Source organism: Burkholderia sp. Bp8992 (assembly GCF_003853705.1).
Taxonomy (GTDB): Bacteria; Pseudomonadota; Gammaproteobacteria; order Burkholderiales; family Burkholderiaceae; genus Burkholderia.
Genome location: NZ_QTQI01000004.1, coordinates 21648 through 48293, shown reverse-complemented (window position 1 = coordinate 48293; position 26646 = coordinate 21648). Strand labels below are relative to the sequence as shown.

Here is a 26646-nt window from a genome sequence, read left to right as displayed (position 1 = left end):
TCGTTCTTGGTCGGTCAGTAGGTAGGGGAAGCCTGCGCGGACGCATTCGCCTCGACGGCCTGCAGCAATTGCGCAGCCACCGAGATCGCGATCACTTCGGGCGCCTTGTCAATGATGCCTTCGACACCGATCGGGCAGCGCATCCGCGCGACCTGGGCCGGGTCGATGCCGATCGCCGCGAGGCGATGATCGAACTGCGCGCGTTTCGCGTGCGAGCCGGTCATCCCGAAGTACGCATAGTCGCCGCGCCGCAGGATGCGCTCGGCCAGCACGAAATCGAGTGCGTGGTCGTGCGTCATCACGACGAAGTAGGATTGCGACGGCGCTGCGTCGACCGCATCGGCCGGGGCAGCGGCCGCATCGATCGAGAGGTTGCCGATGCCGGCGAGCGCGTCGGCCGGCGGGAACACCGCATCGGGCCCGTCGATCCAGCGCACCTGGCATGGCAGCGTCGCCAGCACCTTCACGAGCGCGGTGCCGATGTGCCCGGCACCGAACAGCACGACGGGGAACGCATACGGCGCGATCGTTTCGGTCATCAGCGACACGCCGCCGGTTTCCCACAGCAGGCAGTCGGCGCGCGCGGCTTCCGATTCGGGCTCGCTCAACAGCGGCGCGCCCGGCGAGGGGCCGAATGATACGCTACGCACGGTCGCGGCGCCGGCCGCGACGCGCTTCGCGAGTGACATGATCCAGCCGAGATCGCCGACGTCGAGCCGCTCGAACGCGAGCACCACGGCGCCGCCGCAGCACTGGCCGAGGCTCGGGCCGAGCGCAAGCCGCTCGAGCCGGCGTGCGTGCGGCACGTGCGCGCCGTCCTTCAGCAGATGCCGCGCGATCTCGATCGCCTTCCATTCCAGATGACCGCCGCCGATCGTATGGCGGGCCGTGTCGCGCGTGACGAGCATCTTGGTGCCGGCTTCGCGCGGCGCGGAGCCGTCGGTATGCGCGACCGTCACGAGCACGGCCGCTTCGCCGTGCGCGAGCAGTTGCTGCAGATCGCCGAGCCAGGCTTCCATCAGCACACCCCGTGCGGAACGACGCGGCACGACACGCGGCGCGGGCCGGCGGGCGTGGCGATGGCGACGACGGACGGGAGCAGGGCAGGCCGGCCGCACGGCTGATGCAGTGCGGCGGCAGCGCGCCGACGACGCGCGCGAACGGCGCCGCCGGACACGCGGACGCCATGAGCGTGACGGATGCGGATGGTTTGCGTTGTCATGATGAATCCAGTCGACATTGCGGATCGGGCGCGCGTTACGCAGGGAGCGGTGAGACCGCCTGGCCTCGCGCACGTAGATCGCCATCCAGTCCCGAAGATAGCACCGCCACGCGGCGCGAACATGGCCGGGCGGTGATCCGGGCTATCAGGCGGCGATCATGTCGATCATAGGCCCGCCGCGCGGGATCGGGGGACCGATGCATGCACATCGGGCCGAAACGCGTGCGTGGCGGGGCGTGGGCGCGACGCTCGCGCGACGCGTGTTCGCCCGGCGATCGGGGCGGCGGCGGAGTAGGTGTTTACACGCGGCCGGCCGGATTGGGGCGGCGAAAGCGCCGGATGGAGACCTCGGCGTGCGGCCCGATCGATCGAGCCGCACTTGCCGGTGGCCGGCAAGGCGGCCGGCCGGTCAGCCCGCGAGCTTGCGGCGATGTCGCCAGAGGCTCGCGGCGACCGCGACCAGGATCACGGCGAAGCCGATCAGCGCCCAGCCGGGCAGCAGGATGCCGAAGATCGGCGGGTAGACGGTCTCGCACAGCCCGGCGACCTTGAACATGCCGGGGAACCACTGCGCGGGCGGCAGGCTGTCGACGATGGGCTGCAGCGTGTCGAAGCCGCAGCTGAAGCCCGGATTCATCTGGATCGACAGGTGTCGCGCGGCCGTGCCGACGCCGCCGGCCGCCGCGATCGCGATCAGCAGCTCGAGTACCCAGACGCCGCGCCAGTTGCGGATCCCGGCCGCGAGGAACGCGAAGATCCCGATCGCGCAGAAGAAGTAGCGCTGGATGATGCACAGCGGGCACGGATCTTCGTTCTTCACGTACTGCAGGTACAGCGCGCCGGCCAGCAGGGCGATGCATGCCCATCCGAGCAGCATCAGCAGGCGGCGTTCACGGCGTAAAGCAAGCGTGTAGTCGTTCATGTCGGCGGGGTTCCTCGTCGGTCGGTCCGGAAAACAATCGCGCGATTTTAGCGCGAACGGTCTGGCACGAAACTGACAGCGCGCGTGCGGCACCCTGCCGCACTGCGCGCACTGCCCGCCGGCGATCGGCCGGCGCGGTCAGCGGATCGTGTTCAGCACGGCTTCGACCGCCTGGCCGATCGCGAGCAGTGCGTCGTCGCGATGCGGTGCCGCCGCGAGCATCAGGCCGACCGGCGCCGCGTCGCGCGGATGGCACGGCAGCGACAGGCCGCACGCGTCGAGGAAGTTGAACGCGCTCGGGTTGCGCAGGATCAGCGCATTGGTGCGCGTGAACGCGTCGTCGTCCGTTTCGAGGTCGGCGATGCGCGGCGGCACGACCGGCACCGTCGGCGCGACGAGCGCATCGAAGCGCGCCCAGACCGTGTGCGCGGCTTCGTCGAGCATCGCGGCGCGCGCGGCGAGCAGGTCGAGATAGTCGGCCGCGCTCGCGGGTTCGCCCTTCAGGATCCGCGTCAGCACGCGCGGGTCGTACTGGTCGCGATGCCGGGCGAGCAGCGGGCGGTGCCATGCATACGCCTCGATCGGCGAGAAGCCGAAGCGGTTGATCTCAGGCAGCCGGTCGAGCGCAGGGAAGCGCACTTCGGTGACGATCGCGCCGGCGGCTTCGAGATGCTTGAGCGCGGTGTCGAGCGCGGCCGCGACGTCGGCGTCGATGCCGTCCGTCACGTAGTTCGTCAGCACGCCGAGCCGCACGCCTTCGAGCGGCCGGGCGGCCGGCACGTGCGGCTCGAGGCCCGCGAGCATCCGGTCGACGAGCGCGCAGCACGCGACCGTCAGGCCGATCGGGCCGAACGAGTCGAGCGTCGTCGACAGCGGCACGCCGCCTTGCGTCGGGATCCGGCTCGCGGTCGGCTTGAAGCCCGTCAGCCCGCACAGCGCGGCCGGAATGCGGATCGAGCCGCCGGTATCGGTGCCGAGCGCGACGGCGGCCATCCCGTCGGCGACGGACGCGGCCGCCCCCGACGACGAACCGCCGGAAATCCGCGCGTCGCCCGGCACGTCGCGATGGTACGGCGAGCGCGGATTGCCGAAGTGCGGATTCAGTCCGAGCCCCGAGAATGCGAACTCGCTCATGTTGGTGCGGCCGACCAGCACCGCGCCCGCCCGCTTGAGCCGCGCGACGGCGACCGCATCGGTGCGCGCGGGCGGCGCGCCGTCGAGCACGCGCGACCCCGCGCGCGTCACCTGGCCCGCGACGTCGAACAGGTCCTTCACCGATACCGGGATGCCCGCGAGCGGCGACAGCACGGTGCCCGCGGCGCGCAGCCGGTCGTGCGCGTCGGCGGCCGCGCGCGCGTTGTCGGCGTCGACTTCGGTGAAGACGACGGCGCCCTGGCCCGACGGATCGGCGATTCGGTCGAGTGCGGTGTCGACGAGTGCGCGGCTCGTGGTGCGGCCGGCCGCGAGGTCGGCGGCGAGCTGGGCGAGCGGGGGGAACGGCGTGAAAGTGGTCATGGGCGGCTCAGGGGCGAAGATGTTGGAGAAGCGCGGAGCGGAACGAATCGATATGGCTTTCGACGGCCGCGCGCGCACCGGCGGCGTCGCGCGCGGACAGCCGCTCGAACAGCTCGCGATGCTCGTGCTGGACGTCGGCGAGGTGGTGCGGTTCGGACAGCGTGACGAACCAGAAGCGCAGCGAGCGCTCGTGCAGCGCGCGCAGGATTTCGGCGAGGACTGCGTTGCGTGCGGCCGCGGCGATCGCCTGGTGAAACGCGCGGTCGAGTTCCATCATCCCCTCGACGTCGTGGGTGTCGACGCAGGCCTGTCCGTCGTCGAGCAGCGCGGCCATGCGCGCGAGATCGTCCGGCGTCGCATGGCGCGCGGCGAGTTCCGCGCAGTGCGCTTCGTTAATGCGCCGCACGTCGATCACCGCGACGATGTCGTCGAGCGACAGCGGCTGCACCATCAAGCCCTTGCGCGGCATCACGGACAGCAGTCCTTCGAGCACGAGCCGATGCACGGCCTGATGCACCGGCGTGCGGCCGATCCCCGTGCGCGCGACGAGGTCGGCTTCGTTGAGCGCGGCACCGGGCTTCAGGCGCATCGTGATGATGTCGCGCTGGATCAGCGCGTAGGCGCGGTCGGCGAGGCTGGCCGCCGGCGCAGCGGGCCGGTCGCGGGTGACGTCGGTCAGGGTACTCATGCGAGGTGCGGCGCGGCGGCCGGACGGGGCACGATCATGGCGCGGGCGATCGGGAACGTGGACGATGCGTGGATATTATTGTGATATATCACTGGTGTCCAGAGCGGGCGGCGGGACACCGACGATGCTTGCATCGACTTGCAACAATGGCGACAGGATGTTGCAGGTTTGCCGCGCGATCGTGCACTGAAGCATAATGAATCCTCGTCTACCCATACGCGTGAGCGACGTACCAGACCATCGTCATGAGCGAAAACACGCCTTCCCCGGCCGGTCTGCCCGGCACCTCTTCCGCTTCTTCCGATTCCCTCCGTCCCGATCCGGCGAAAGCGCCCGATGCGCCGGCTGCGCAAGCCGCCGCCGCGCAGAACGTCGCCGCCGACGGCGCGTCGCCGGTCACGGCCGCGTCCGAGCCCGGTGCGCCCGGCGCGGCGGCTGCAGCCGCGGTCGATGGCGTCGCCGCGCCGCCGAAGCCCGGTGCGCCGCCGCCCGGTTTCGGCGCGCAGCCCGATTTCGATACGCCGCGGCCGCCGCCCGCAAGCGCGCAGAACGCACCGCCGGCCTACCTGAAGCAGAGCGACACGCCATGGTCGGTGTTCGGCCGGATCGTCGCGGCGCGGGCGCGCCGGCTGTTCGACCGCGCCGGCCAGCGCATCACGCAACGCACGCTGCGCATCGGCGTGTCGGCGCGGATCTTCCATCCGGAACCCGGCGCGAAAGGGCTGCGCGGCAAGACGCTGCAGTATCTCGAGGAATCGATCGCCCACTGGGTGATGTCGCGCGACGTGCTCGTGTTCATGATTCCGACCGTCGGCCACCAGGGCATGATCCATCCGAGCAACATCCGCCTGCGCGACTACGCGAAGCATCTCGACGGCCTGCTGCTGCAGGGCGGAGCCGATGTGTCTCCGCAAACCTACGCGGCCTCGGATGTGCGCCCCGAATGGCCGGGCGATCGCGTGCGCGACATGTACGAACTCGAGCTGCTGCATGAATTCGTCGAGTCCGGCAAACCCGTGCTCGGCGTGTGTCGCGGCTGCCAGTTGATCAACGTCGCGTTCGGCGGCTCGCTGTACCAGGACATCGCGACCGATGTGCCGACCGCGCATGCGCACGTGAGCGAGCACTATGACCAGCATCGTCACGCGATCCGCTTCCCGGATTCGTCGACGCTGGCGAGCATGTTCCCAGGGCGCAGCGAAGCGATCGTCAACTCGATCCATCACCAGGCGATTCGCGATCTCGGCCGCGACCTGAACATCGAGGCCGTATCGGCTGGCGACGGAATCATCGAGGGCATTCGCCACCGTCGCTCGCCGTTCGTCGTCGGCGTGCAATGGCACCCGGAGTTCCACCGCGCGGGCGGCTCGGAACTGCTCGACTGCACGCCGCTGCTCGATGCGTTCCTGCGCGCGGCGCGTGAAACGCGCCTGTAGCAAACCGCGTTTTTCCGCGTCGCACGAAGGCCGGCCGCATCCCGATAAATTCGAGATGCGGCCGTTTCGTTTTGGACGATAATCGCGACTCTCGATTCGTTCGCCGGAGTCTGACGTTGGTTTTCCGAAATTTCTCCCCTGCACGCTGTGCCACGTGGATCGTTGCGCTGGCGGCCTGTGCGCAAGCGAGCGCGGCCTGGTCTGCCGACGCGACCGCACCCGCCGCCGGTACGCGTCCGGCGGTGACGAGCCTGAGCGGCGGTGCCGCGTCGACGGACGCCGCCGCGCAAGGCAACGTCGCCGAACTGACGCAGATGCTGCACGACGGACGGATCGTCGAGATGCGCACCACGTACAACGGCAGCTACGGCGCGAGCCTGCTGTTCGATCCGCGCGAGATGACGTACTACGTCGCGCTGTTCCAGGACAAGAATCTGTGGCGCGTGATCCGCTCGCAGGAGAAGAGCCGCGCGGAGATGGTCTACGCGAACTTCGTCCAGCAGACCGTGCAGCTTGCCGATATCGAGCTCCGCCGTACCGAGCTGCAGGCGCAGAAGGCGTTTCTCGAACGCGTGATCGCGCTGCAGTCGAATCGTGCGCAGCAGCTGCAGGCGGACCTGAGCGTCGCGCGCAGCCAGCAAGCCGAAGTCGCGCAGCGCCAGAAGTCGGCGCAGGAGCAGACACAGGCGCTGCAGGTCGAGAAGCGCGCTGCGCAGTTGCAATTGCGCGATCTGCAGGAGCAGGTGCGGCGACTCGAGCAGCAGACCGAGACGGGGCTGCCCGCGCACAAGTAACGATTCGTCAGCAGGATGGCAGAGACGAGCGAAACCCGGCGAAGCGATCTTCGCCGGGTTTTTTATTGGGCGGTTGTCGTCGGGACATCGTCAGCGCGCGAACGCGCCGGGCGTGTCGGTCAATCGGCGGTGGGACAGTTGCGACGTCCAGTCGAAACCGGTGGCGCTCGCGTGCGTCGTGCGGGCGGGTTCGGCGCCGCGCAGCGCGTTTGCCATCGCGATCAGCGTGAGCGGATCGTCGAGCGTGCCCGTCGCGAGCGGCGGCGGGGCGCGCCGCTCGTGTGCCGCGACGGTGGCTGCGGTGTGCCGCAGCGGCGAATGGGCGGTGAGCCGCGTGACGGCCGGCGTTCGGGCCGGCGTCATTGCCGGCTGACGACTGCCGGCCCGATGCGGCGATGCCGCGGCGGTGCGTTGCGTGCCGGACGTCGCAGGCGGCGGAAGCGGCGCCGGACGACCGGCGACGCGGTGTGCGGCCGGCTGCGATCCGGCCGCTTTCGTGACAGGTGTCGCCGCCGTGCGCGGCGGCGCGGCGCGCGTCGATGGGCCGGGCTGAACGGTGGCGACGCGCACGGTGTCGGTGACCGTGGTCGCGCGATCGGGCACGGTGCTCGCCGCGTGAATCTCATGTGCGGACCTGGAACCCGTGGGCGGTTCATGCGCGGCGATCAGCCAGCCGATGATGCCGAGTGCGCCGATGCTCCAGCAGGTTGCGTACATCGCGCGGCGGTCCTGCGGGGGGGCGGCAGTACGCCGGAAGCGCCAGCCCGCGACGGCGGGCGGTCCGGCCGAAGCGGGTGCGGACGTCACCACAGGCAACGGCTGCCAGTGGCACACGCTGTGCGGCCGGTCGACGTCGATGCAGGACGTCGTCAGTGTCGCGAGGCAGTTCTTGCTGGGCCGCGCACCGGGCGCGCCGCGAAAATTCCATTCGCGGCCGAACGGCGGGACGTGGTCGAGCGGGGCGACGCGAGGGCGGGCGAGCGCGCCTTCGACGGGGACGAGGGGCGATGGGGTCATGAGGGCAGTGCGCCGTGCGACACGGGCAACCGTGCCGGCGCGGCGCGGAAGTGTCGTCGCAAATCGTGACATTGTGGTCAGCCGGCGAAGGCAGGTCGATCGGATCAATCTGATTCTTGTGCCCGATTCAGGACGACTCGTACTAGGCGGGTACCGCGACGGCAACGACAGCGGCGCTACAAGGCAAATGTCGGCTTCGCGTGGCATCATTCGCGGACCATGCCGGTGCACGCGTCGTCGTGCGATGCGCCGCCGGCGGGCAGCGATGCCTGCGCGCGCCGGCCAGGCGCGACGCGCATCGCCGGGTCCATGCGGCGCGCATGCGCGCCATCCGAGTTGAGCGAGAAAAACATGTCCACAGCGTCACACGCCATCGTGCAGGAATCGAAAGTCCGCACCGTGTTCCGGGTCGTCAGCGGCAACTTCCTGGAAATGTACGACTTCATGGTCTACGGGTATTACGCGGCGGCGATCGCGAAAACCTACTTCCCGAGCGGCAACGCGTTCGCGTCGCTGATGCTGTCGCTGTCGGTGTTCGGCGCGGGCTTCCTGATGCGGCCGGTCGGCGCAATCGTGCTCGGCGCGTACATCGATCATCACGGCCGCCGCAAGGGGCTGATCCTGACGCTCGGGCTGATGGCGATCGGCACGCTCGCGGTGGCCGCGATACCGGGCTACGCGACGATCGGCGTGCTCGCGCCGGTGCTGGTGCTGCTCGGCCGCCTGCTGCAGGGCTTCTCGGCCGGCGTCGAACTCGGCGGCGTGTCGGTCTACCTGTCGGAGATCGCGACGAAGGGGCACAAGGGGTTCTATACGTCGTGGCAGTCGGGCAGCCAGCAGGTGGCCGTCGTGTTTGCCGCGCTCGTCGGCGTGTTGCTGAACCGCGCGCTGCCAGCCGAGGAGATGAGCGCATGGGGCTGGCGCATCCCGTTCCTGATCGGTTGCCTGATCGTGCCGTTCCTGTTCCTGATTCGCCGTTCGCTGAAGGAAACCGACGAATTTCTCGCGAAGCGTCATCGCCCGACGATGGGCGAGATCATGCGTTCGATGCTCGACAACTGGGGTGTCGTGGTCGCCGGCATGGGGATGGTGATCATGACGACGGTGTCGTTCTACATGATCACTGCGTATACGCCGACGTTCGGCAAGGAAGTGCTGCACCTGTCGTCGCTCGACGCGCTGGTCGTGACAGTCTGCGTCGGCATCTCGAACCTCGTGTGGCTGCCGCTGTCCGGTGCGCTGTCCGACCGCATCGGCCGCCGCCCGGTGCTGATCGCGTTCACCGTGCTGACGCTGTTGACGGCTTACCCGGCCGTGCTGTGGCTCGTCGGCGATCCGTCGTTCCTGCGGCTGCTCGCGGTCGAGCTGTGGCTGTCGTTCCTCTACGCGTCGTACAACGGCGCGATGGTCGTCGCGCTGACCGAAGTGATGCCGGCGGACGTGCGGACGGCCGGCTTCTCGCTCGCGTACAGCCTGGCGACGACGATCGGCGGTTTCACGCCCGCGATCTCGACGCTGCTGATCCACCAGACGGGCAACAAGGCGGCACCGGGGCTGTGGCTGAGCGTCGCCGCGATCTGCGGGCTGATCGCCACGCTCGTGCTGTATCGCACGTCCGAGGCGCGCAACCAGTACAAGGCGGCCTGACGGGCGCCTGTCCGTCGCGCTGCATGGGCTGCGGATCGCATTGAAAAAGGGAGCGCACTGCGCTCCCTTTTTTCGTCTGCGTTCAGGCGTCGCGCAGCTTGCCGGCAACCTTGGCCGCCACGTCGAGCCATTCGCCTGGCGCGGGCTGGCGGGCGATCCGCGCCTGCGGATACCACGGGCAGTCGTCGCCGGTGAACCAGCGCCAGTCGGACGCGAACGGCAGCATGACCCATAGCGGCTTGCCGAGCGCACCCGCGAGGTGCGCGACGGCCGTGTCGATCGTGACGACGCCGTCGAGCCGCTCGATCAGCGCGGCCGTATCGGCAAAGTCGTTCAGCCGGCCGTCTAGACGATGCACGCGCGGATGCGCGTCGACGCGTGCGCGTTCGTCGTCGTCGAGGGCCGGCTGCAGCACGATCCAGTCGATGTCCGGCAGCGCGAGCAGCGGCGCGAGCGCGTCGAACGGCATCGAGCGGTTTTCCTGCGCCTGCCGGCGCCCCGACCATGCCAGCCCGAACTTGCGCTTCGACTGCCCGCCGAGCGAGCCGCGAAAGCGCCGGCGGGCGCTGTCGGGCGCGTCGAGGTAGCGCGAGCCGCCGACGATGTCGTCCGGTTGCAGCCCGAGCAGGAACGGCAGGCTCATCATCGTGCACGCGACATCCGCCGCGGGCGGCCTGGCAGCACCCTGTGCGACGAGCGTCACGCGCCAGCGCGATGCGGCCGGCGCCAGCAGCGCCACGAGTTCCGGCTGGACTTCGAGCACGACGTGCGCGCAGCGCGCGCGGGCAAGCGGCACGAAGCGGACGAACTGCAGCGTGTCGCCGAACCCCTGTTCCGCGCGGATCAGCAGCGTGCGCGCCGCAATCGGCTCGCCTTGCCAGCGCGGCAGTGTGCCGAGCGGCGTGGCGCCCGGCGTGTCGTGGCGCGCTTCGTACGCGGGCAGGCCGCGCGTGAAATCGCCGAGCGTCAGCAGCGTGACCGCGCGGTGCAGGCGTGCGAGCGTGAGATCGGGCGCGACGCGCAGCGCCTGGTCGAATGCGCGCAGCGCCATCTCGTGGGCGCGGAGCGCGTGGTGCGCGTTGCCGAGATTCAGCCACGCGAGGCCGAACGACGGATCGAGACCGACGGCGCGCTCGTAGTAGGGCAGCGCATCGCGGTGGCGCGCCTGCGCGCACAGCGCGTTGGCGAGCCCGAACAGCGCGAGCGGAAACGGCGGGTGCAGCGCGAGGGCGGCTTCGAACGCGGCTGCCGCTTCGGCATGCCGGCCGACCGCATCGAACGTGTTGCCGAGATTGAAATGCGCGGCGACGAAACGCGGTTGCGCGGCGATCGCGGCCTGGAAGTGCACGATCGCGTCGTCGGCACGGCCCATCGCGTTCAGCGCCATCGCGAGGTTGTTGTGCGCGCCCGCATGCCCGGGGCGCAGTTCGAGCGCACGACCGAAAGCGGCGAGCGCGTCGTCGTGGCGACCGAGCGCGTTCAGCGCGTTGCCGAGATTGTTGTGGATCGATGCGTCTTCGGGCGTGAGCCGCAGCGCGCGGCCGAACGCATCGATCGCATCGTCGTGACGCTGCAGTGCCGCATACGCGTTGCCGAGGTTGTAGTGCGCGAGCGGAAATTCGGGCGCGAGCGTCAGCGCGTTGCGAAAGCGGTCGATCGCTTCGTCGAGCCGGCCGAGCGCCTTCAGCGCGTTGCCGAGATTGAGCTGCAGCGCGGCATCGTCCGGACGCAGCGCGACCGCGCGGCCGACGAGATCGGCCGCTTCGGCGTGCTGGCCCTGCTGGTGCCGCAGCACGCCGAACAGGTGCAGCGCGTCGGCGTCGGCGGGGTTGGAGGCGAGCGCGTTGCGATAGCCGTGCTCGGCCTCGGCGAGGCGGCCCGCGCGGTGTGCGGCGTACGCCCGGTCGAATGCGGAATCCATGACGCTAAAACTGACGGAAAGCCGGCATTTTCCCACACCGCGCGATGGTGCCGCGAGTTTGCCGGTCGGCATATGGCCCCGTCACGCGGAGCGGCGTATCCTTGCAGGATCGCGTGTCATCGAGGTTCTCATGGCTGACACCTTGCCCGATATCCCGCCCGTGCTGATCGTCGGCGCGGGGCCGACCGGTCTTGCCGCGGCGATGAGCCTCGCGCGAGCCCGCGTGCCGGTGCGCATCATCGATCGCCTCGCGGCGCCCGCGCCGTATTCGCGCGCGATCGGCATCCAGGCGCGCACGCTCGAACTGCTGGAGCAGCATCGCGCGGTCGAGCCGTTTCTCGCGCTCGGTCATCGCGCGCACGCAGCCGCGCTGCATGCCGACGGCCGCGTGATCGCGCGGCTCGATTTCGATCCGCTGCAAACGCGCTATCCGTATCTGTTGTTTCTCGACCAGAGCGTCACCGAGCGTTTGATGGCCGAGCATCTGGCGCAGTTCGGCGTGACGGTCGAGCGCGGCGCGGTACTGACCGCGTGCGACGCGGGCGGCACGTCGCTCGACGTATCGATCCGCTGCGCGGACGGCCGCGACGAGTCGTTCGCGCCGTCGTACCTGATCGCGGCAGACGGCGCGCACAGCACGGTCAGGCATCTGCTCGGCCTGGGCTTTGCCGGGCAGGCGTTCGAGCAGACGTTCCTGCTTGCCGATTTCGCGGCGATACCCGACTGGCCGGACGAAGAGATCCACCTGTTTACGTCGCCCGAAGGCATGGCCGGCCTGTTTCCGATGGGCGGCGGCCGTTACCGGCTCGTGGCCGACCGTCCGCCCGGCAGCGACGCGTCGTCCGATGCGCCGCCGCCGACGCTCGCGGAGTGCGATGCGATCGTGCATCAACGTGCCGGCGTGTCGATCTCGCCGAGCGATCTGGCGTGGTCGTCCTATTTTCACCTGCACAGCCGGATGGTCGACCGGTTGCGTCACGGCCGCGTGTTCTTCGCGGGCGACGCCGCGCACGTCCACAGCCCGGCCGGCGCGCAGGGCATGAACACCGGCATCCAGGAAGCGTTCAATCTCGGCTGGAAGCTTGCGCGCGTGCTTGCCGCCGGCACACCCGAGCGGCTGCTCGACACGTATCACGCGGAACGTCATCCGATCGAGCGCGACGTGTTGCGGCAGACCGGTTTCGTCACGCAGATGGTCGAAGCCGAGCGCGGCGCGATGAAGCTGCTGCGCGATCATGTCGTGCCGCTATTGGCGTCGTTCGGGCCGATGCGCGACGCGGTGCGGCGCACGGTCAGCGAGCTTGGCGTGCAGTACCGGAAGAGTCCGCTCACGCTCGAGCGCGTGCTCGACGGCGGGCCGCGCGCAGGCGAGCGGGCGCCCGATGCGCTCGTGCATGTGCTCGACGGGCCGCTCGGACGGGCGCCGGGAACGGCGCGGCTCTACGATATTCACGATCCGGCGAGCTTCACGCTGCTGTTGCTGGAGGAGCCGGTGGATGCCGATACCGGCGAGGTGCCGCCGATGCCGGCCGATGCACAGGCGATCGTGCAGGGGCTCGAACGGATCATGCCGGAGGCGGTGCGCGTGTGGCGCGTCGCCGATGCCGCAGGCAACGGGGCCGCCGGGCTGGCGCAGGAATACGGCCGCTCGCGGCCGTCGTTCTACCTGTTGCGGCCCGACGGTTATGTCGCCGCGCGCGGGCGCACGCCAACCGACGCGAACGCGCTGCTACGCCACTGCGAAACCTGGTTCGCGGGCACGGCGCGCGCCGCGTAGCGGCGCGCTCAGGCGCTCGCGACGGCGGGCACGAGCGATGCGCGGTGCGCGGCGATCGCGTCGCGCACGACCGGTGCCGCGCGTTGCGCGCCTTCGCCCGACGGATCGTCGAGCGCGGCGAGCAACGCGCGGCGCATCCGCGGTTCCCAGAAGCGCCGGATATGATCGGCGATGCCGGCCAGCGCTTCGTCGCGATCGGGCATCGATTCGAAGAATGCGCCGATCTGGTTGGCCATGTCGATCAGGTGTTCGTGGTCCATCGCTGCCTCACTTGCCTGTCGTCACGGTGTCGGGCGTGGCCGCGCGGCGCTCGAGCAGGTCGATCTGCTCCGCGTTGAAGCGCGCGTACGCACGCTGCCAGTCGGACGGCTGCGCGACCGGCATCACCTGCACGGCCGTCACCTTGTATTCCGGGCAGTTCGTCGCCCAGTCGGAGCTGTCGGTCGTGATCACGTTCGCGCCCGATTCGGGGAAGTGGAACGTCGTGTACACGACACCCGGCTGCATGCGCTTCGTCACGAGCGCGCGCAGCACCGTGTGCCCGGCGCGCGATTCGATGCCGACCCAGTCGTCGCTCCGGATCCCGCGATCCTGCGCGTCGTGCGGATGGATCTCGAGGCGGTCCTCCTCGTGCCACCGGACGTTTTCGGTCCGGCGCGTCTGCGCGCCGACGTTGTATTGCGACAGGATGCGGCCCGTCGTCAGGATCAGCGGGTAGCGCTGCGTGACCTTTTCCGGCGTCGGAATGAACTTGGTGATCACGAATCGGCCCTTGCCGCGCACGAACGCGTCGATGTGCATGGTCGGCGTACCTTCCGGCGCGTGTTCGTTGCAGGGCCACTGGATGCTGCCGAGTGCGTCGAGCTTCTCGTACGACACGCCCGAGAAGGTCGGTGTGAGCCGCGCGATCTCGTCCATGATTTCCGACGGATGCGTGTAGTGCATGTCGTAGCCGAGCGCCTGCGACAGCAGCAGCGTCACTTCCCAGTCCGCGTAGCCCGCGAGCGGCGGCATCACCTTGCGCACGCGCGAGATGCGGCGCTCGGCGTTCGTGAACGTGCCGTCCTTCTCGAGGAACGTCGAGCCCGGCAGCAGCACGTGTGCGTACTTTGCGGTCTCGTTCAGGAAGATGTCCTGCACGACGATGCATTCCATCGCCGACAGCGCGGCCGCGACGTGCTGCGTGTTCGGGTCCGACTGGACGATGTCCTCGCCCTGGCAGTAGAGCCCCTTGAAGCTGCCGTCGAGCGCGGCATCGAACATGTTCGGGATGCGCAGCCCCGGCTCCGGCTGCAGCGTGGCCGACCACGCCTGTTCGAACTGCGTGCGCACGACCTCGTCGCTGATGTGCCGGTAGCCGGGCAGTTCGTGCGGGAACGAGCCCATGTCGCACGAACCCTGCACGTTGTTCTGGCCGCGCAGCGGATTGACGCCGACGCCTTCGCGGCCGATGTTGCCGGTCGCCATCGCGAGGTTCGCGATGCCCATTACCGTCGTCGAGCCCTGCGCGTGTTCGGTGACGCCCAGCCCGTAATAGATCGCGGCATTGCCGCCCGTCGCGTAGAGGCGCGCGGCTTCGCGCACGCGCTCGGCCGGCACGCCCGTCACGTCGGCGGTGGCTTCCGGTGAATTTTCGTCGCGCGACACGAATTCGCGCCATTGCTCGAACGCGCGCGTGTCGCAGCGCTCGGCGACGAATGCATCGGCAACGAGCCCTTCGGTGACGATCACGTGCGCGAGCGCGTTGACGATCGCGACGTTGGTGCCGGGGCGCAGCTGCAGGTGATGCGTGGCCTTCACGTGCGGGCCGTCGACGACGTCGATGCGGCGCGGGTCGATCACGATCAGCTTCGCGCCTTCGCGCACGCGGCGCTTCATCCGCGAGCCGAACACCGGGTGGCCGTCGGTCGGGTTCGCGCCCATCACGACGATCACGTCGGCCTGGCCGACCGATGCGAACGTCTGCGTGCCGGCCGATTCGCCGAGCGTCGTCTTCAGGCCATAGCCGGTCGGCGAATGGCATACGCGTGCGCAGGTATCGACGTTGTTGTTGCCGAACGCGGCGCGAACGAGCTTCTGCACGAGATAGGTTTCCTCGTTCGTGCAGCGCGACGACGTGATGCCGCCGATCGAATCGCGGCCGTACTTCTGCTGCAGCTTGCGGAATTGCGTCGCCGCGTACGTGAGTGCTTCGTCCCAGCTCACCTCGCGCCACGGATCGGTGATCTTCTCGCGGATCATCGGCTTCGTGATGCGGTCCTTGTGCGTCGCGTAGCCCCATGCGAAACGTCCCTTCACGCACGCGTGGCCTTCGTTCGCGAGGCCGTTCTTGTGCGGCGTCATGCGCACGACCTGCGTGCCCTTCATCTCGGCCTTGAACGAGCAGCCGACGCCGCAGTACGCGCAGGTCGTGACGACCGAGTGTTCGGCCTGCCCGAGCTGCACGACGGTCTTTTCCTGCAGCGTGGCCGTCGGGCATGCGGCGACGCACGCGCCGCACGACACGCATTCCGACGCCATGAACGATTCGCTTTCGCCCGCGGCGACGCGCGATTCGAAACCGCGCGCGGCGATCGTCAGCGCGAACGTGCCCTGTGTTTCCTCGCATGCGCGCACGCAGCGGTTGCAGACGATGCACTTCGACGGGTCGTACGTGAAGTACGGGTTCGATTCGTCCTTGCGGTCTTTCAGGTGATTCGCGCCGTCGAAGCCGTAGCGCACTTCACGCAGCCCGACCACGCCCGCCATGTCCTGCAGCTCGCAGTCGCCGTTGGCGGGGCAGGTGAGGCAGTCGAGCGGATGGTCGGAGATGTACAGCTCCATCACGTTGCGGCGCAGCGACTGCAGCCGGTCCGACTGCGTGCGCACTTTCATGCCGGCTTCGGCCGGCGTCGTGCACGACGCCGGATAACCGCGCCGGCCTTCGATCTCGACGAGGCACAGCCGGCACGAGCCGAACGGTTCGAGCGAATCGGTTGCGCAGAGCTTCGGGACGTTGACGCCGGCCTCGATCGCCGCGCGCATCACCGACGTGCCGGCCGGGACCGTCACCGGCTGGCCGTCGATTTCGAGCGTGACGTCGGTATCGGCATGCCGGTGCGGCGTGCCGTAATCGGTATCGTCGAACGGGTCGCGCTCGCGCGCCTGCGCGGCGCTCTTGCACGCGCATTGGCCCGAGCCGCAGCCGCCTTGGCGGACGTTGTTCGTGTCGAGGGACATGCAGGGCTCCTTCTGGGTCAGGCCGCAGCCTTGACCGGACCCGACGCGGCATCCTGGCCGGCAGCGAGCCCGAAATCTTCGGGGAAATGGTCGAGTGCGGACAGCACCGGGTACGGCGTCATCCCGCCCATCGCGCACAGCGAGCCGGCCAGCATCGTGTCGCACAGGTCGCGCAGCAGCGTGACCTGGCGCTCCGACGTGTCGCCGTCGCGGATCCGTGCGATCGTCTCGACGCCGCGCGTCGAACCGATCCGGCACGGCGTGCATTTGCCGCACGATTCGATCGCGCAGAACTTCATCGCGTATTCGGCCAGCTCGGCGAGGTTCGACGTGTCGTCGTGCAGCACGATGCCGCCGTGGCCCACGACCGCGCCGATCGCCGTATACGCTTCGTAGTCGAGCGGCACGTCCCACTGATGGTCGGGCAGGTAGGTGCCGAGCGGGCCGCCGACCTGCGCGGCGCGCGCCGGCCGGCCGCTGGCCGTGCCGCCGCCGAAGTCGAACAGCAGTTCGCGCAGCGTGACGCCGAATGCGAGCTCGACGAGGCCGCCCTGGCGGATGTTGCCCGCGAGCTGGAACGGTAGCGTGCCGCGCGAGCGACCCATCCCGTAGTCGCGATAGAACGCCGCGCCGCGCGCGAAGATCACGGGCGCCGTCGCGAGCGTGATCACGTTGTTGATGACGGTCGGCTGGCCGAACAGGCCGGCGAGCGCGGGCAGCGGCGGCTTCGCGCGCACGACGCCGCGTTTGCCCTCGAGCGATTCGAGCAGCGCCGTTTCCTCGCCGCACACGTACGAGCCCGCGCCTTTCGCGACGTGCAGCTCGAACGCGTGCGCGGAGCCGAGTACGCGGTCGCCGAGCCAGCCGGCTTCGCGGGCGCGGCCGATCGCGGCTTCGAGCGTGGCAATCGCGTGCGGGTATTCGCTGCGCACGTAGATGTAGCCGATCGTCGCGCCCGTCGCGATGCCCGCGATGATCATCCCTTCGATCAGGCAGTACGGATCGCATTCCATGAGCAGGCGGTCGGAGAACGTGCCCGAATCGCCTTCGTCCGCGTTGCAGACGACGTACTTCTGCGCGGCGCGCGCGTTGCGCACGGTGCGCCACTTGATGCCGGCCGGGAACGCCGCGCCGCCGCGGCCGCGCAGCCCCGATTCGAGCAGCGTCTCGCACGCGGCATCGCCATCGAGCGCGAGCGCGTTCTTCAGGCCCGCGAGGCCTTCGTGTTGCAGGTAGTCGTCGATCGACAGCGGATCGGTCAGGCCGATGCGTGCGAACGTGAGGCGCTGCTGGCGCGCGAGATAGGGCAGCGCATCGACGAGGCCGACCGCGCTCGGGTGCGTGCCGCCGTCCAGCCAGTTGGCGTCGAACAGCGACGGCACGTCGGCGGCCGACAGGTTCGCGTAGCCGACGCGGCCCGCGGCCGTGCCGACCTCGACGAGCGGCTCCAGCCACAGCAGCCCGCGCGAGCCGTTGCGGACCAGTTCGATCGCGACGCCGCGCCGTTCGGCTTCCGCGACGATCGCAGCCGCGAGCGCGTCGGCGCCGAGCGCCAGCGCGGACGAATCGCGCGGAACGTAGATGCGGGTCGTCATGCGGCCTCCGGCGTGCGGGCGACAGCGTCGGCGAGCAGCGCGTCGAATTTCTCCGGCGTGACCTTCGCGTGCAGCACGCCGTTGACCGTCAGCGACGGCGACTGCGCACACAGGCCGAGGCAGTACACCGATTCGAGCGCGACGGCGTCCGGCGCGTGCGCAGCCGCGGCCTCGCCGTGCGCCGCGTCGAACCGGCAGCCCGTGCGTGCTTCCGCGTGTGCGGCGAGCGTTTCGCAGCCCATGCTGCGGCATGCTTCGGCGCGGCACATCTGGATCGTCACGCGCGCGGGCGGCGCGGTGCGGAAGTGATGGTAGTAGGTCAGTACGCCGTGGACTTCCGCGCGCGACAGGTTGAGTGCCTTGGCGAGCGGCGCGACGCAGCCCGGCGGCACGTAGCCGGCGTCGTCCTGGATCGCGTGCAGGATCGCGACGAGCGACTGGCCGGCGCGCGCATGACGCTCGACCAGCGCGTCGGGCGCAGGGGAATTCGGGGACATCGGTTATGCTCCTCCAAAGTCTCATATGCGCTCGAAATTCATATAGTGCGCACCGCGACTTCGTTCTGATTGATTTTGACCAACGATAAGCGGAAGATTTCGCGGTCGCAATAGGAAATCGGAGTGCATAATTGATTCGGATCGAATGCGACGCGTATCTGACCGTACGCGACACGGAAGGCCGGTCGGCCAGCCTGTCGGACGTCGCGCCGTTGCTGGAACTCGTGGCCGACACGGGCAGCATTGCGCAGGCGGCGCAGGCCAAGGGGCTGTCGTATCGGCACGCGTGGGGCATGCTTCGCGCGCTGGAGGCGTGCATTGGCGGTGAGCTGATCGAAACGGCGCGCGGCAAGGGGTCGACGTTGTCGGCGCTCGGGCAGGCGGTCGTCGATGCGCAGCGTCTCGCGCGCAGCCGGCTCGACGGGAATTTGCGCATGCTGGCGGCCGAAGTGGCGAGCGACCTGAACCGGCGGCTCGCGCAGCGCGACGGCGCCGTGCGCATTCACGCGTCGCACGGCTACGCGGTCGCGACGCTCGTGTCCGCGCTCGTCGATGCGCACGCTGCCGTCGACATCAAGTATCGCGAGAGCGTCGAGGCCGTCCAGGCGCTCGCGCGCGGCGAATGCGAACTGGCCGGCTTCCATCTGCCGCGCGGCGCGTTTCGCGCGCAGTGCGCGCAGATCTACCAGCCGTGGCTCGACGACACGCGCCACGTGCTGATCCACTTGACGCGCCGCCAGCAGGGGCTGTTCGTGCCGCGCGGCAACCCGAAGCAGGTCCGCGGGCTCGCGGATCTCGCGCGCAACGACATCCGCTTCGTCAACCGGCAGCCGGGGTCGGGCACGCGCATGCTGCTGGACCTCGCGCTGCGCGCGATCGGCATCGATCCCGAGCGCATCGACGGCTACGCATCGGCCGAGCTTACGCATTCGGCGATCGCGGCGTTCGTCGCGAGCGGGATGGCCGATCTCGGCTTCGGCGTCGAGCCGGCCGCCCATCATTTCGGGCTCGACTTCATTCCCGTCGTCGACGAGGACTATTACTTCGCGTGCGAGCGTGCGCGGCTCGACGCGCGACCGCTCGCCGACGTGCTGGCGCTGCTGCGCGACGCACGTTTCGTCGAGCGCGTCGCCCATCTGGACGGCTACGATCCGGCCGCGTGCGGCACGCTGACGAGCGTCGCGACCGGGCTGGCCGGCGACGACGGCACGCACGCGCAGCACGGCAACCCGCGGTAACGAGGACGCGATCGAGCCGCGCTGCAGCAGCAGGGGATTTACGCTACGCTTGCCGCTTGATCAACGTTCCAACAAGCACGCCGTTCAGGCGTCATTCCGCCATGAAATTTTCCGTTCCCCTCGCCGCGGCAGCGTTGACCGCGGGGCTGCTGGTCGTCGCTTCGCCGTTTGCGCTCGCGCAGAATTCCCCGGGTGTGCCCGGCGGCATCCTGAGTGAACAGTTTCGGTTGAACGAGCATCCGCAGATGCCTTTCGCGGCGTCGGCGCCGTCGCAGAAATACCAGGGCAGCAAGAAGTCGGCGTTGCGCCGCAAGGGCGATCTCGGCGACCCGAACGGCTGCAACCTGAAGTGCCCGATGGACACCCAGTAATACGTCGACTGGCGCGTTCGTGCCCGGGGCGGAGCGCCGTACTTTCGCGCGACGGCCCGATCGAGCGATCGACGGGCGCATGAGTGACGTCTCCGGATCAGATCGAATTCGAGCCCTGCGAAGCATTGCCGCTTCGCGGGGCTCATGCTTTTCGGCAGGCCTTCATGCAATGAGTTGCCGGGCGAAGCCACCGCCTGCGCGACTCGCCGTCCCCACAATTAATATAGGGTTAACCCGTAATTCAGGAAGGATGTCTTCCAGAAACCCGCCTTATTCTTAAGCATCCGCCTACATAAACTTCGATTTGTCAGCGATGAACAAGGTGTTCACCGCGAACACAGACAAATCTGGAGGTAGGTCATCATGAAGTCGCTCGTTCAAGCCGTTGTCGTCGCCGCCGCTCTCGTTGCCCCGGTCGTGTCGTTCGCCCAGCCGGGCTCGACGATCACCCGCGCGCAGGTCCGTGCCGAGCTGGTGCAGCTCCAGCAGGCCGGTTACAACTCCGCTCGCGGCGAAGATCCGCACTACCCGGAAGCGATCCAGGCTGCCACGGCCCGTGTTGCGGAGCAGCAGCGTGCGCTGGCGCAAGCGCAGGGCGCCGACGCCAGCGGCTACGGTGCGCAGGCCCAGGGCGCATCGGCGTCGGGTTCGCGCGCGATGGGCGTGCGTCCGGCCAGTGCTGAAGAAATGAAGTCGCTGTATCGCGGCAGCTAAGTCGCGTAGTCGCGTATGCCCGGTGTACGCGAGCGCCGAGTGCGACGACGCGTCGTGCCCGAGGCCGCGATAGCCGGGCTGGCCGCCAGGCGCAGCCAACGACTGCGCGGGTGCGGCTGACCATCCGTTACCTCCTGCCGCCGGAGCACCGGCGGCATTCCGCCCGGCCGCCCGTCCGTGGCTGGGCGCTTTTTCGGCAGGAGAGCGGTGCATGCGTGTCGCGGCAACAAAAAACCCCGCAGACTTGCGTCATGCGGGGTTCGTGCGACGAGCGCGGAATTTGGTGGAGGCGGCGGGAATCGAACCCGCGTCCAGAAGCGCTCCACGACTAGTTCTACATGTTTAGTCCAGTCTTTTGATTTAACCGCAGCGACGCGGACGAACACGCTGCACTACGGCGATTCGCTAGGTTTTCGACCCTGGCGTCGCGACGCCGACAGGGCTTAACTGACGTAAATGACCTCTGGCGGTATTGCTACCGGTCTTGCGACACTAGCCCGTCAGTGAACTAGGCAGAGGACGGCGGCCGTTAGGCTGCCAGTGCGAACGTATCGTCGTTTGCAGTTACGATTTTCCCATTGATTAACGAGGTGACGGGTCCTCGACATGCCCTAGCCGCTTCACAACCCCTGTCGAAACCAGGTCGCCCCCGCGGTAAGATCAATCATTATAGCCCAACATCGCGCAACAGTTCGCGCAGTTCCTGCGTCGTATCGACGAGATGCTGCGCTTGCCAGTCGGCCGGTGCGACGCCGTCGCCGCAATAGCCGTACGCGGCCGCGACCGTCGCCATGCCGGCGGCGCTGCCGGCCTGAATGTCGCGCAGGTCGTCGCCGACGTAGACGATGCGCGCGGGCGCGATCGTCAACTGGTCGGCTGCGTGCAGCAGCGGGGCCGGGTGCGGCTTCGGGTGCGGCGTTGTGTCGCCCCCGACGATGCAGGCCGCGCGCGGTGCGAGGCCGAGCAGGTCGACGAGCGGCGCCGTGAGCCGCATCGCCTTGTTCGTGACGATACCCCAGCGCACACCGCGCGCATCGAGTTCGTCGAGCACGTCGCCGATGCCCGGGAACAGCGTTGTATGCACGCAAAGATCCGTCGCGTAGTTGGCCAGGAACTCGTCGCGCATCGCTTCGTAGCCGGGCGTGTGCGGATCGATGCCGAACGCGCCGCCGAGCAGGCCGCGCGCGCCGGCCGAAGCCAGCGGCCGCAACACGTCGAGCGACGTTTCGGGCAGGCCGCGCTCGCGCTGCATCTTGTTGACGGCCGCCGCGAGATCGGGCGCCGTATCGGCAAGCGTGCCGTCGAGGTCGAACAACACGGCATCGCAGTGCAGCAGGCGCGGTTCGTCTGCCGCCCGCGCGGTGAAAAGGGGAGTCGTCATGCCGGTCGAAAGGTCACGCGGCGCGGCGGCACGCGATGAGGTAGTTGATGTCGGTGTCGTTCGACAGCGCGAAGCGCTTGCCGATCGGGTGATACGTGATGCCCTTGATCTCCACGATGTGCAGATCCGTCGCGCGCACGAAGCCGGCCAGTTCCGACGGGCGGATGAAGCGCGCGTAGTCGTGCGTGCCCTTCGGCAGCATCTGTGCGATGTACTCCGCGCCGATCACCGCGAACAGGTAGGACTTCAGGTTGCGGTTCAGCGTCGAGAAGAACACCCAGCCGCCCGGCTTCACGAGCGTCGCGCATGCGGCGACGACATCGCCGGGCGACGGCACGTGCTCGAGCATTTCCATGCAGGTGACGACGTCGTAGGTGCCCGGTTCGCGCGCGGCGATCGCTTCGGCGGCGATGGCCTCGTAGTCGACCGTGATGCCGCTTTCGAGGCTGTGCAGGTCGGCGACGCCGAGCGCTTCGGTCGACAGGTCGATGCCCTTCACCTGGGCGCCGAGCCCGGCCATCGATTCGGACAGGATGCCGCCGCCGCAGCCGATGTCGAGTGCGCGCTTGCCGGCCAGGTGCGCGTGCGCGTCGATCCAGCCGAGCCGGACCGGGTTCAGGTCGTGCAGCGGCTTGAATTCGGCATTCGGATCCCACCACCGGTGGGCGAGGTCGCTGAATTTCTGGAGTTCGTGCGGATCGGCGTTGGTCATGTCGGCAAACGGGCTACGGGGGGAGGGCGGTGCTGCGGTTCGTCAGACCCGAGTATATAAGAAGCGGACGAGCGGCGAAGCGGCGAGCGCCCGGTCGGGCGTCAAAGAAAAAGCCCCGCCGGAGCGGGGCTTTGAAGCAGTCGAAAACCGCGGCTTAGTTTGCCGGAACGGTCGTCTTCTGGACTTCTTGCGTACCAACCACTTCGACTTCCACGCGGCGGTCCGGTGCGAGGCAGGCGATGAGTTGCTTGCGGTTCTTCTGGTTGCAGCCCGTCGTAACCGGGTTGCGCTTGCCCTTGCCTTCCGTGTAGATCTTGTTGGCCGGCACACCCTTGCTGACCAGGTACGACTTCACGGCTTGCGCACGGCGCAGCGACAGACGGTCGTTGTACTTGTCCGAACCGATGCGGTCCGTGTAGCCCGTTGCGACGACCACTTCCGTGTTCATGCCCTGGATCTTCGACGACAGTTCGTCCAGCTTTTGCTTGCCCAGCGGCTTGAGCGTTGCCTTGTCGAAGTCGAACAGTGCGTCAGCTTGATACGTGATCTTCTGGCTCGTGATGGCCGGAGCGACCGGAGCGACCGGCGGTTGCGGTGCCTGGGCGACCAGTGCGCCATCGCACTTCGCGTTGGCGGTGGCCGGCGTCCAGAACGCATCGCGCCAGCAGAGCTCGTTCGTGCCGTTCATCCACACCCATTCGCCCGTGCCGTTCACCCAGTTGTCATTGACGGCTTGGCGCGACGCCGGCACCGACTGTGCCGAAGCGGATGCAGCCATAACTGCGGTAGCTGCAATGAACGCGAGCTTTGAAAGTTTATTCATATTTCTCCTCTCGAAATTGAGATTACCGCAGGTTTACTGCGAGCCTGTTGACGGTGACAAGTCATACATTGCTCGAAGTATAACATTGGTGCGGCACAAAAAACGCGGCGCCGCTCCTGTGTAGACTTCGAGCAGCGTCTAACTTTCAGTGCGTTGGCATTTTGCCATATCGTTCCCTTCCTACGAAAAAAAATCCTCCCCACCCTAAGATCGCTCCAACTTTGTGGTGCATGCGCAACACCGGCCTGCCGTAACTTTTAGAGATTGTCAAGAGTGTGTCGGTGAAATTGCGCGAGTGTGCGCGGTTGTTTACTTGCGCGCGTGAAACAAGCGGGGCGGGATGGCGTGCGACGTGGGGTCGCAGGCGATTTCGGTCGAATCGCCGTCGCCGCGATTTTTGCTATTTATATATAGAGGGGGTGGCGAATTGGCGGCTGATGGGCGCATGTTAGAATCTCGCGTTGCGTTGCGCATGCAGCGCCCACGCGAAAGGCGTTCGCCGTCTTCGCTCCGAAACGATACGGATACATGGATCAATTCGCCAAAGAGACCCTGCCCACCTCCCTAGAGGAGGAAATGCGCCGTTCGTATCTCGATTACGCGATGAGCGTGATCGTCGGACGTGCCCTCCCGGATGTCCGCGACGGCCTGAAGCCCGTGCACCGGCGCGTATTGTTCGCGATGCACGAACTGAACAACGACTGGAACCGCGCGTACAAGAAGTCGGCGCGTATCGTCGGCGACGTGATCGGTAAATACCACCCTCACGGCGATACCGCGGTCTACGACACGATCGTGCGGATGGCGCAGGACTTCTCGCTGCGCTACATGCTGATCGACGGGCAGGGCAACTTCGGCTCGATCGACGGCGACAACGCCGCGGCGATGCGTTACACCGAAATTCGCATGGCGAAGATCGGTCACGAGCTGCTCGCCGACATCGACAAGGAAACGGTCGATTTCGAGCCGAACTACGACGGCAACGAAACGCAGCCGTCGGTCCTGCCGTCGCGCATCCCGAACCTGCTGATCAACGGCTCGTCGGGCATCGCGGTCGGCATGGCGACCAACATCCCGCCGCACAACCTGAACGAAGTCGTCGACGCGTGCCAGCACCTGCTGGGCAACCCGGAAGCGACGATCGACGAGCTGATCGAGATCATCCCGGCGCCGGACTTCCCGACGGCCGGCATCATCTACGGCGTCGCCGGCGTGCGCGACGGCTACCGCACCGGGCGCGGCCGCGTCGTGATGCGCGCGGCCACGCACTTCGAGGAGATCGACCGCGGCCAGCGGATGGCGATCATCGTCGACGAGCTGCCGTACCAGGTGAACAAGCGCTCGCTGCTCGAGCGGATCGCCGAGCTCGTCAACGAGAAGAAGCTCGAGGGCATCTCCGACATCCGCGACGAGTCCGACAAGAGCGGCATGCGCGTCGTGATCGAGCTCAAGCGCGGCGAAGTGCCGGAAGTGGTGCTGAACAACCTGTACAAGGCGACGCAGCTCCAGGACACGTTCGGCATGAACATGGTCGCGCTCGTCGACGGCCAGCCGAAGCTGCTGAACCTGAAGGAAATCCTGCAGTGCTTCCTGTCGCACCGGCGGGAAGTGCTGACGCGCCGCACGATCTACGAACTGCGCAAGGCCCGCGAACGCGGCCACGTGCTCGAAGGTCTCGCGGTTGCGCTCGCGAACATCGACGAATTCATCGCGATCATCAAGGCCGCGCCGACGCCGCCGATCGCGAAGCAGGAACTGATGGCGAAGCCGTGGGATTCGTCGCTCGTGCGCGAGATGCTGACGCGCGCCGAGAGCGAGAACGCGGCGGCCGGCGGCCGTTCGGCGTACCGTCCGGAAGGCCTGAACCCGGCGTTCGGGATGCAGACCGACGGGCTGTACCGCCTGTCCGACACGCAGGCGCAGGAAATCCTGCAGATGCGCCTGCAGCGCCTGACCGGCCTCGAGCAGGACAAGATCATCGGCGAGTACCGCGAAGTGATGGCGCAGATCGCCGACCTGCTGGACATCCTTGCGCGCCCCGAGCGGATCACGACGATGATCGGCGAGGAGCTGACCTCGGTGAAGGCCGAATTCGGCGACGCGCGCCGCTCGAAGATCGAGCTGAACGCGACCGAGCTGAACACCGAGGATCTGATCACGCCGCAGGACATGGTCGTCACGATGTCGCACGCGGGCTACGTGAAGTCGCAGCCGCTGTCCGAGTACCGCGCGCAGAAGCGCGGCGGCCGCGGCAAGCAGGCGACGCAGATGAAGGAAGACGACTGGATCGAGACGCTGTTCATCGCGAACACGCACGACTACATCCTGTGCTTCTCGAACCGCGGCCGCGTGTACTGGGTCAAGGTCTATGAAGTGCCGCAGGGTTCGCGCAACTCGCGCGGCCGCCCGATCGTCAACATGTTCCCGCTGCAGGAAGGCGAGAAGATCAACGTCGTGCTGCCGGTCAAGGAATTCTCGGCCGACAAGTTCATCTTCATGGCGACGTCGCTCGGCACCGTGAAGAAGACGCCGCTCGAAGCGTTCAGCCGCCCGATGAAGAAGGGCATCATCGCGGTCGGCCTCGACGAAGGCGACTACCTGATCGGTGCGTCGATCACCGACGGCGCGCACGACGTGATGCTGTTCTCCGACGCCGGCAAGGCCGTGCGTTTCGACGAGAACGACGTGCGTCCGATGGGGCGCGAGGCGCGTGGCGTGCGCGGCATGCAGCTCGAGGACGGGCAGCAGGTCATCGCGATGCTGGTTGCCGGCAGCGAGGAGCAGACCGTGCTCACCGCAACCGAAAATGGCTACGGCAAGCGCACGCCGATCACCGAGTACACGCGCCATGGCCGCGGTACGAAGGGTATGATCGCGATCCAGACGTCCGAGCGCAACGGCAAGGTCGTGGCTGCAACGCTCGTCGATGCCGAGGATCAGATCATGCTGATCACGACGGCCGGCGTGTTGATTCGCACCCGCGTATCCGAGGTTCGCGAGATGGGGCGCGCCACGCAAGGTGTTACACTCATCAGTCTCGATGAGGGTACGAAGCTCTCTGGCCTGCAGCAGATCGCCGAGGCCGAAGAGGGAGAGGGCGAGGCCGACGAGGCGTCGGACGGCGAAGCCTGAAGAACGGATGAGACTCTGGCCGCCG

General features: G+C 68.0%; 22 protein-coding genes and 1 other RNA gene. 8 read left to right on the top strand and 15 right to left on the bottom strand.

Annotated elements, in window-relative coordinates; all coding sequences use genetic code 11:
- Positions 1-14: 14 nt before the first annotated feature.
- From xdhC to DIE03_RS07330, 4 genes are all read right to left on the bottom strand, one after another.
- Positions 15-1019 (bottom strand): xanthine dehydrogenase accessory protein XdhC, encoded by a 1005-nt coding sequence (xdhC, locus tag DIE03_RS07350; protein ID WP_124448938.1) that lies wholly within the window; start codon positions 1017-1019, stop codon positions 15-17.
- 612 nt (positions 1020-1631) lie between these two features.
- Positions 1632-2144: a disulfide bond formation protein B gene (locus DIE03_RS07340; RefSeq protein ID WP_124448936.1), complete on the bottom strand. Its 513-nt coding sequence runs from the start codon at positions 2142-2144 to the stop codon at positions 1632-1634.
- A 138-nt stretch (positions 2145-2282) separates the two neighbouring features.
- On the bottom strand, positions 2283-3659 hold the full coding sequence (locus DIE03_RS07335; protein WP_124448934.1) for an amidase: 1377 nt from the start codon (positions 3657-3659) through the stop codon (positions 2283-2285).
- Positions 3660-3666: 7 nt separating this feature from the next.
- Entirely contained in the window at positions 3667-4347 is a 681-nt protein-coding gene (locus DIE03_RS07330; RefSeq protein ID WP_124448932.1) for a GntR family transcriptional regulator, read from the bottom strand.
- A 245-nt stretch (positions 4348-4592) separates the two neighbouring features.
- Here DIE03_RS07330 and DIE03_RS07320 point away from each other — a divergent pair, with 245 nt between their 5' ends.
- Together DIE03_RS07320 and DIE03_RS07315 are read left to right on the top strand one after the other, a co-directional pair.
- Positions 4593-5783, top strand: coding sequence for a gamma-glutamyl-gamma-aminobutyrate hydrolase family protein (locus tag DIE03_RS07320; protein WP_124448930.1), 1191 nt, complete (start codon positions 4593-4595; stop codon positions 5781-5783).
- Positions 5784-5899: 116 nt separating this feature from the next.
- Positions 5900-6577 carry a DUF2968 domain-containing protein gene (locus tag DIE03_RS07315; protein WP_124448929.1) on the top strand — a complete coding sequence of 226 codons (678 nt, stop codon included), beginning with the start codon at positions 5900-5902 and terminating at the stop codon, positions 6575-6577.
- A gap of 90 nt (positions 6578-6667) precedes the next feature.
- Here DIE03_RS07315 and DIE03_RS07310 read toward each other — a convergent pair whose 3' ends face one another.
- Entirely contained in the window at positions 6668-7594 is a 927-nt protein-coding gene (locus DIE03_RS07310; protein ID WP_185658123.1) for a hypothetical protein, read from the bottom strand.
- A gap of 206 nt (positions 7595-7800) precedes the next feature.
- Entirely contained in the window at positions 7801-7947 is a 147-nt protein-coding gene (locus DIE03_RS38170) for a hypothetical protein (RefSeq protein WP_185658122.1), read from the bottom strand.
- Here DIE03_RS38170 and DIE03_RS07305 point away from each other — a divergent pair.
- Entirely contained in the window at positions 7946-9241 is a 1296-nt protein-coding gene (locus DIE03_RS07305; protein ID WP_124448925.1) for an MFS transporter, read from the top strand. The genes DIE03_RS38170 and DIE03_RS07305 overlap by 2 nt on opposite strands.
- An 82-nt stretch (positions 9242-9323) precedes the next feature.
- On the opposite strand, the gene DIE03_RS07300 is transcribed toward DIE03_RS07305, so the two are convergent.
- Entirely contained in the window at positions 9324-11162 is a 1839-nt protein-coding gene (locus DIE03_RS07300; RefSeq protein ID WP_409364414.1) for a tetratricopeptide repeat protein, read from the bottom strand.
- A 130-nt stretch (positions 11163-11292) separates the two neighbouring features.
- On the opposite strand from DIE03_RS07300, the gene DIE03_RS07295 reads away from it, so the two are divergent.
- A complete protein-coding gene (locus DIE03_RS07295; RefSeq protein ID WP_124448921.1) occupies positions 11293-12939 on the top strand; it encodes an FAD-dependent monooxygenase in 1647 nt (548 codons plus the stop codon).
- A gap of 8 nt (positions 12940-12947) precedes the next feature.
- Here DIE03_RS07295 and DIE03_RS07290 read toward each other — a convergent pair whose 3' ends face one another.
- From DIE03_RS07290 to DIE03_RS07275, 4 genes are read right to left on the bottom strand one after another with little or no spacing between them, the layout of a single operon-like run.
- Positions 12948-13199: a formate dehydrogenase subunit delta gene (locus DIE03_RS07290; protein ID WP_124448919.1), complete on the bottom strand. Its 252-nt coding sequence runs from the start codon at positions 13197-13199 to the stop codon at positions 12948-12950.
- A gap of 7 nt (positions 13200-13206) precedes the next feature.
- Positions 13207-16158, bottom strand: coding sequence for a formate dehydrogenase subunit alpha (gene fdhF, locus DIE03_RS07285; RefSeq protein WP_124448917.1), 2952 nt, complete (start codon positions 16156-16158; stop codon positions 13207-13209).
- Positions 16159-16175: 17 nt separating this feature from the next.
- Positions 16176-17753: an NADH-quinone oxidoreductase subunit NuoF gene (locus tag DIE03_RS07280; RefSeq protein WP_124449497.1), complete on the bottom strand. Its 1578-nt coding sequence runs from the start codon at positions 17751-17753 to the stop codon at positions 16176-16178.
- Positions 17750-18250: an NAD(P)H-dependent oxidoreductase subunit E gene (locus DIE03_RS07275; RefSeq protein ID WP_124449495.1), complete on the bottom strand. Its 501-nt coding sequence runs from the start codon at positions 18248-18250 to the stop codon at positions 17750-17752. Before DIE03_RS07275 ends, DIE03_RS07280 begins: the two co-directional genes overlap by 4 nt.
- A gap of 131 nt (positions 18251-18381) precedes the next feature.
- Between DIE03_RS07275 and DIE03_RS07270 the strand changes: the two genes are divergently transcribed.
- From DIE03_RS07270 to DIE03_RS07260, 3 genes are all read left to right on the top strand, one after another.
- Positions 18382-19488, top strand: coding sequence for a substrate-binding domain-containing protein (locus DIE03_RS07270; protein ID WP_124448915.1), 1107 nt, complete (start codon positions 18382-18384; stop codon positions 19486-19488).
- Between the two features lie 101 nt (positions 19489-19589).
- On the top strand, positions 19590-19859 hold the full coding sequence (locus DIE03_RS07265; protein WP_124449493.1) for a hypothetical protein: 270 nt from the start codon (positions 19590-19592) through the stop codon (positions 19857-19859).
- Between the two features lie 363 nt (positions 19860-20222).
- Positions 20223-20573 (top strand): DUF4148 domain-containing protein, encoded by a 351-nt coding sequence (locus DIE03_RS07260; protein ID WP_124448913.1) that lies wholly within the window; start codon positions 20223-20225, stop codon positions 20571-20573.
- 281 nt (positions 20574-20854) lie between these two features.
- On the opposite strand, the gene ssrA is transcribed toward DIE03_RS07260, so the two are convergent.
- The 4 genes from ssrA to ompA all read right to left on the bottom strand — a co-directional run bounded on the left by ssrA (position 20855) and on the right by ompA (position 23489).
- Positions 20855-21224: a transfer-messenger RNA gene (gene ssrA / locus DIE03_RS07255) on the bottom strand.
- A gap of 16 nt (positions 21225-21240) precedes the next feature.
- The gene (gph, locus tag DIE03_RS07250; RefSeq protein WP_124448911.1) at positions 21241-21954 is read right to left on the bottom strand and encodes a phosphoglycolate phosphatase; all 714 of its coding nucleotides are present in this window, start codon (positions 21952-21954) and stop codon (positions 21241-21243) included.
- 13 nt (positions 21955-21967) lie between these two features.
- Positions 21968-22666, bottom strand: coding sequence for a bifunctional 2-polyprenyl-6-hydroxyphenol methylase/3-demethylubiquinol 3-O-methyltransferase UbiG (gene ubiG / locus DIE03_RS07245; RefSeq protein ID WP_124448909.1), 699 nt, complete (start codon positions 22664-22666; stop codon positions 21968-21970).
- Positions 22667-22820: 154 nt separating this feature from the next.
- Entirely contained in the window at positions 22821-23489 is a 669-nt protein-coding gene (gene ompA, locus DIE03_RS07240) for an outer membrane protein OmpA (RefSeq protein WP_050011546.1), read from the bottom strand.
- Between the two features lie 528 nt (positions 23490-24017).
- Between ompA and gyrA the strand changes: the two genes are divergently transcribed.
- Positions 24018-26621: a DNA gyrase subunit A gene (gyrA, locus tag DIE03_RS07235; RefSeq protein ID WP_124448907.1), complete on the top strand. Its 2604-nt coding sequence runs from the start codon at positions 24018-24020 to the stop codon at positions 26619-26621.
- Positions 26622-26646 lie beyond the last annotated feature (25 nt).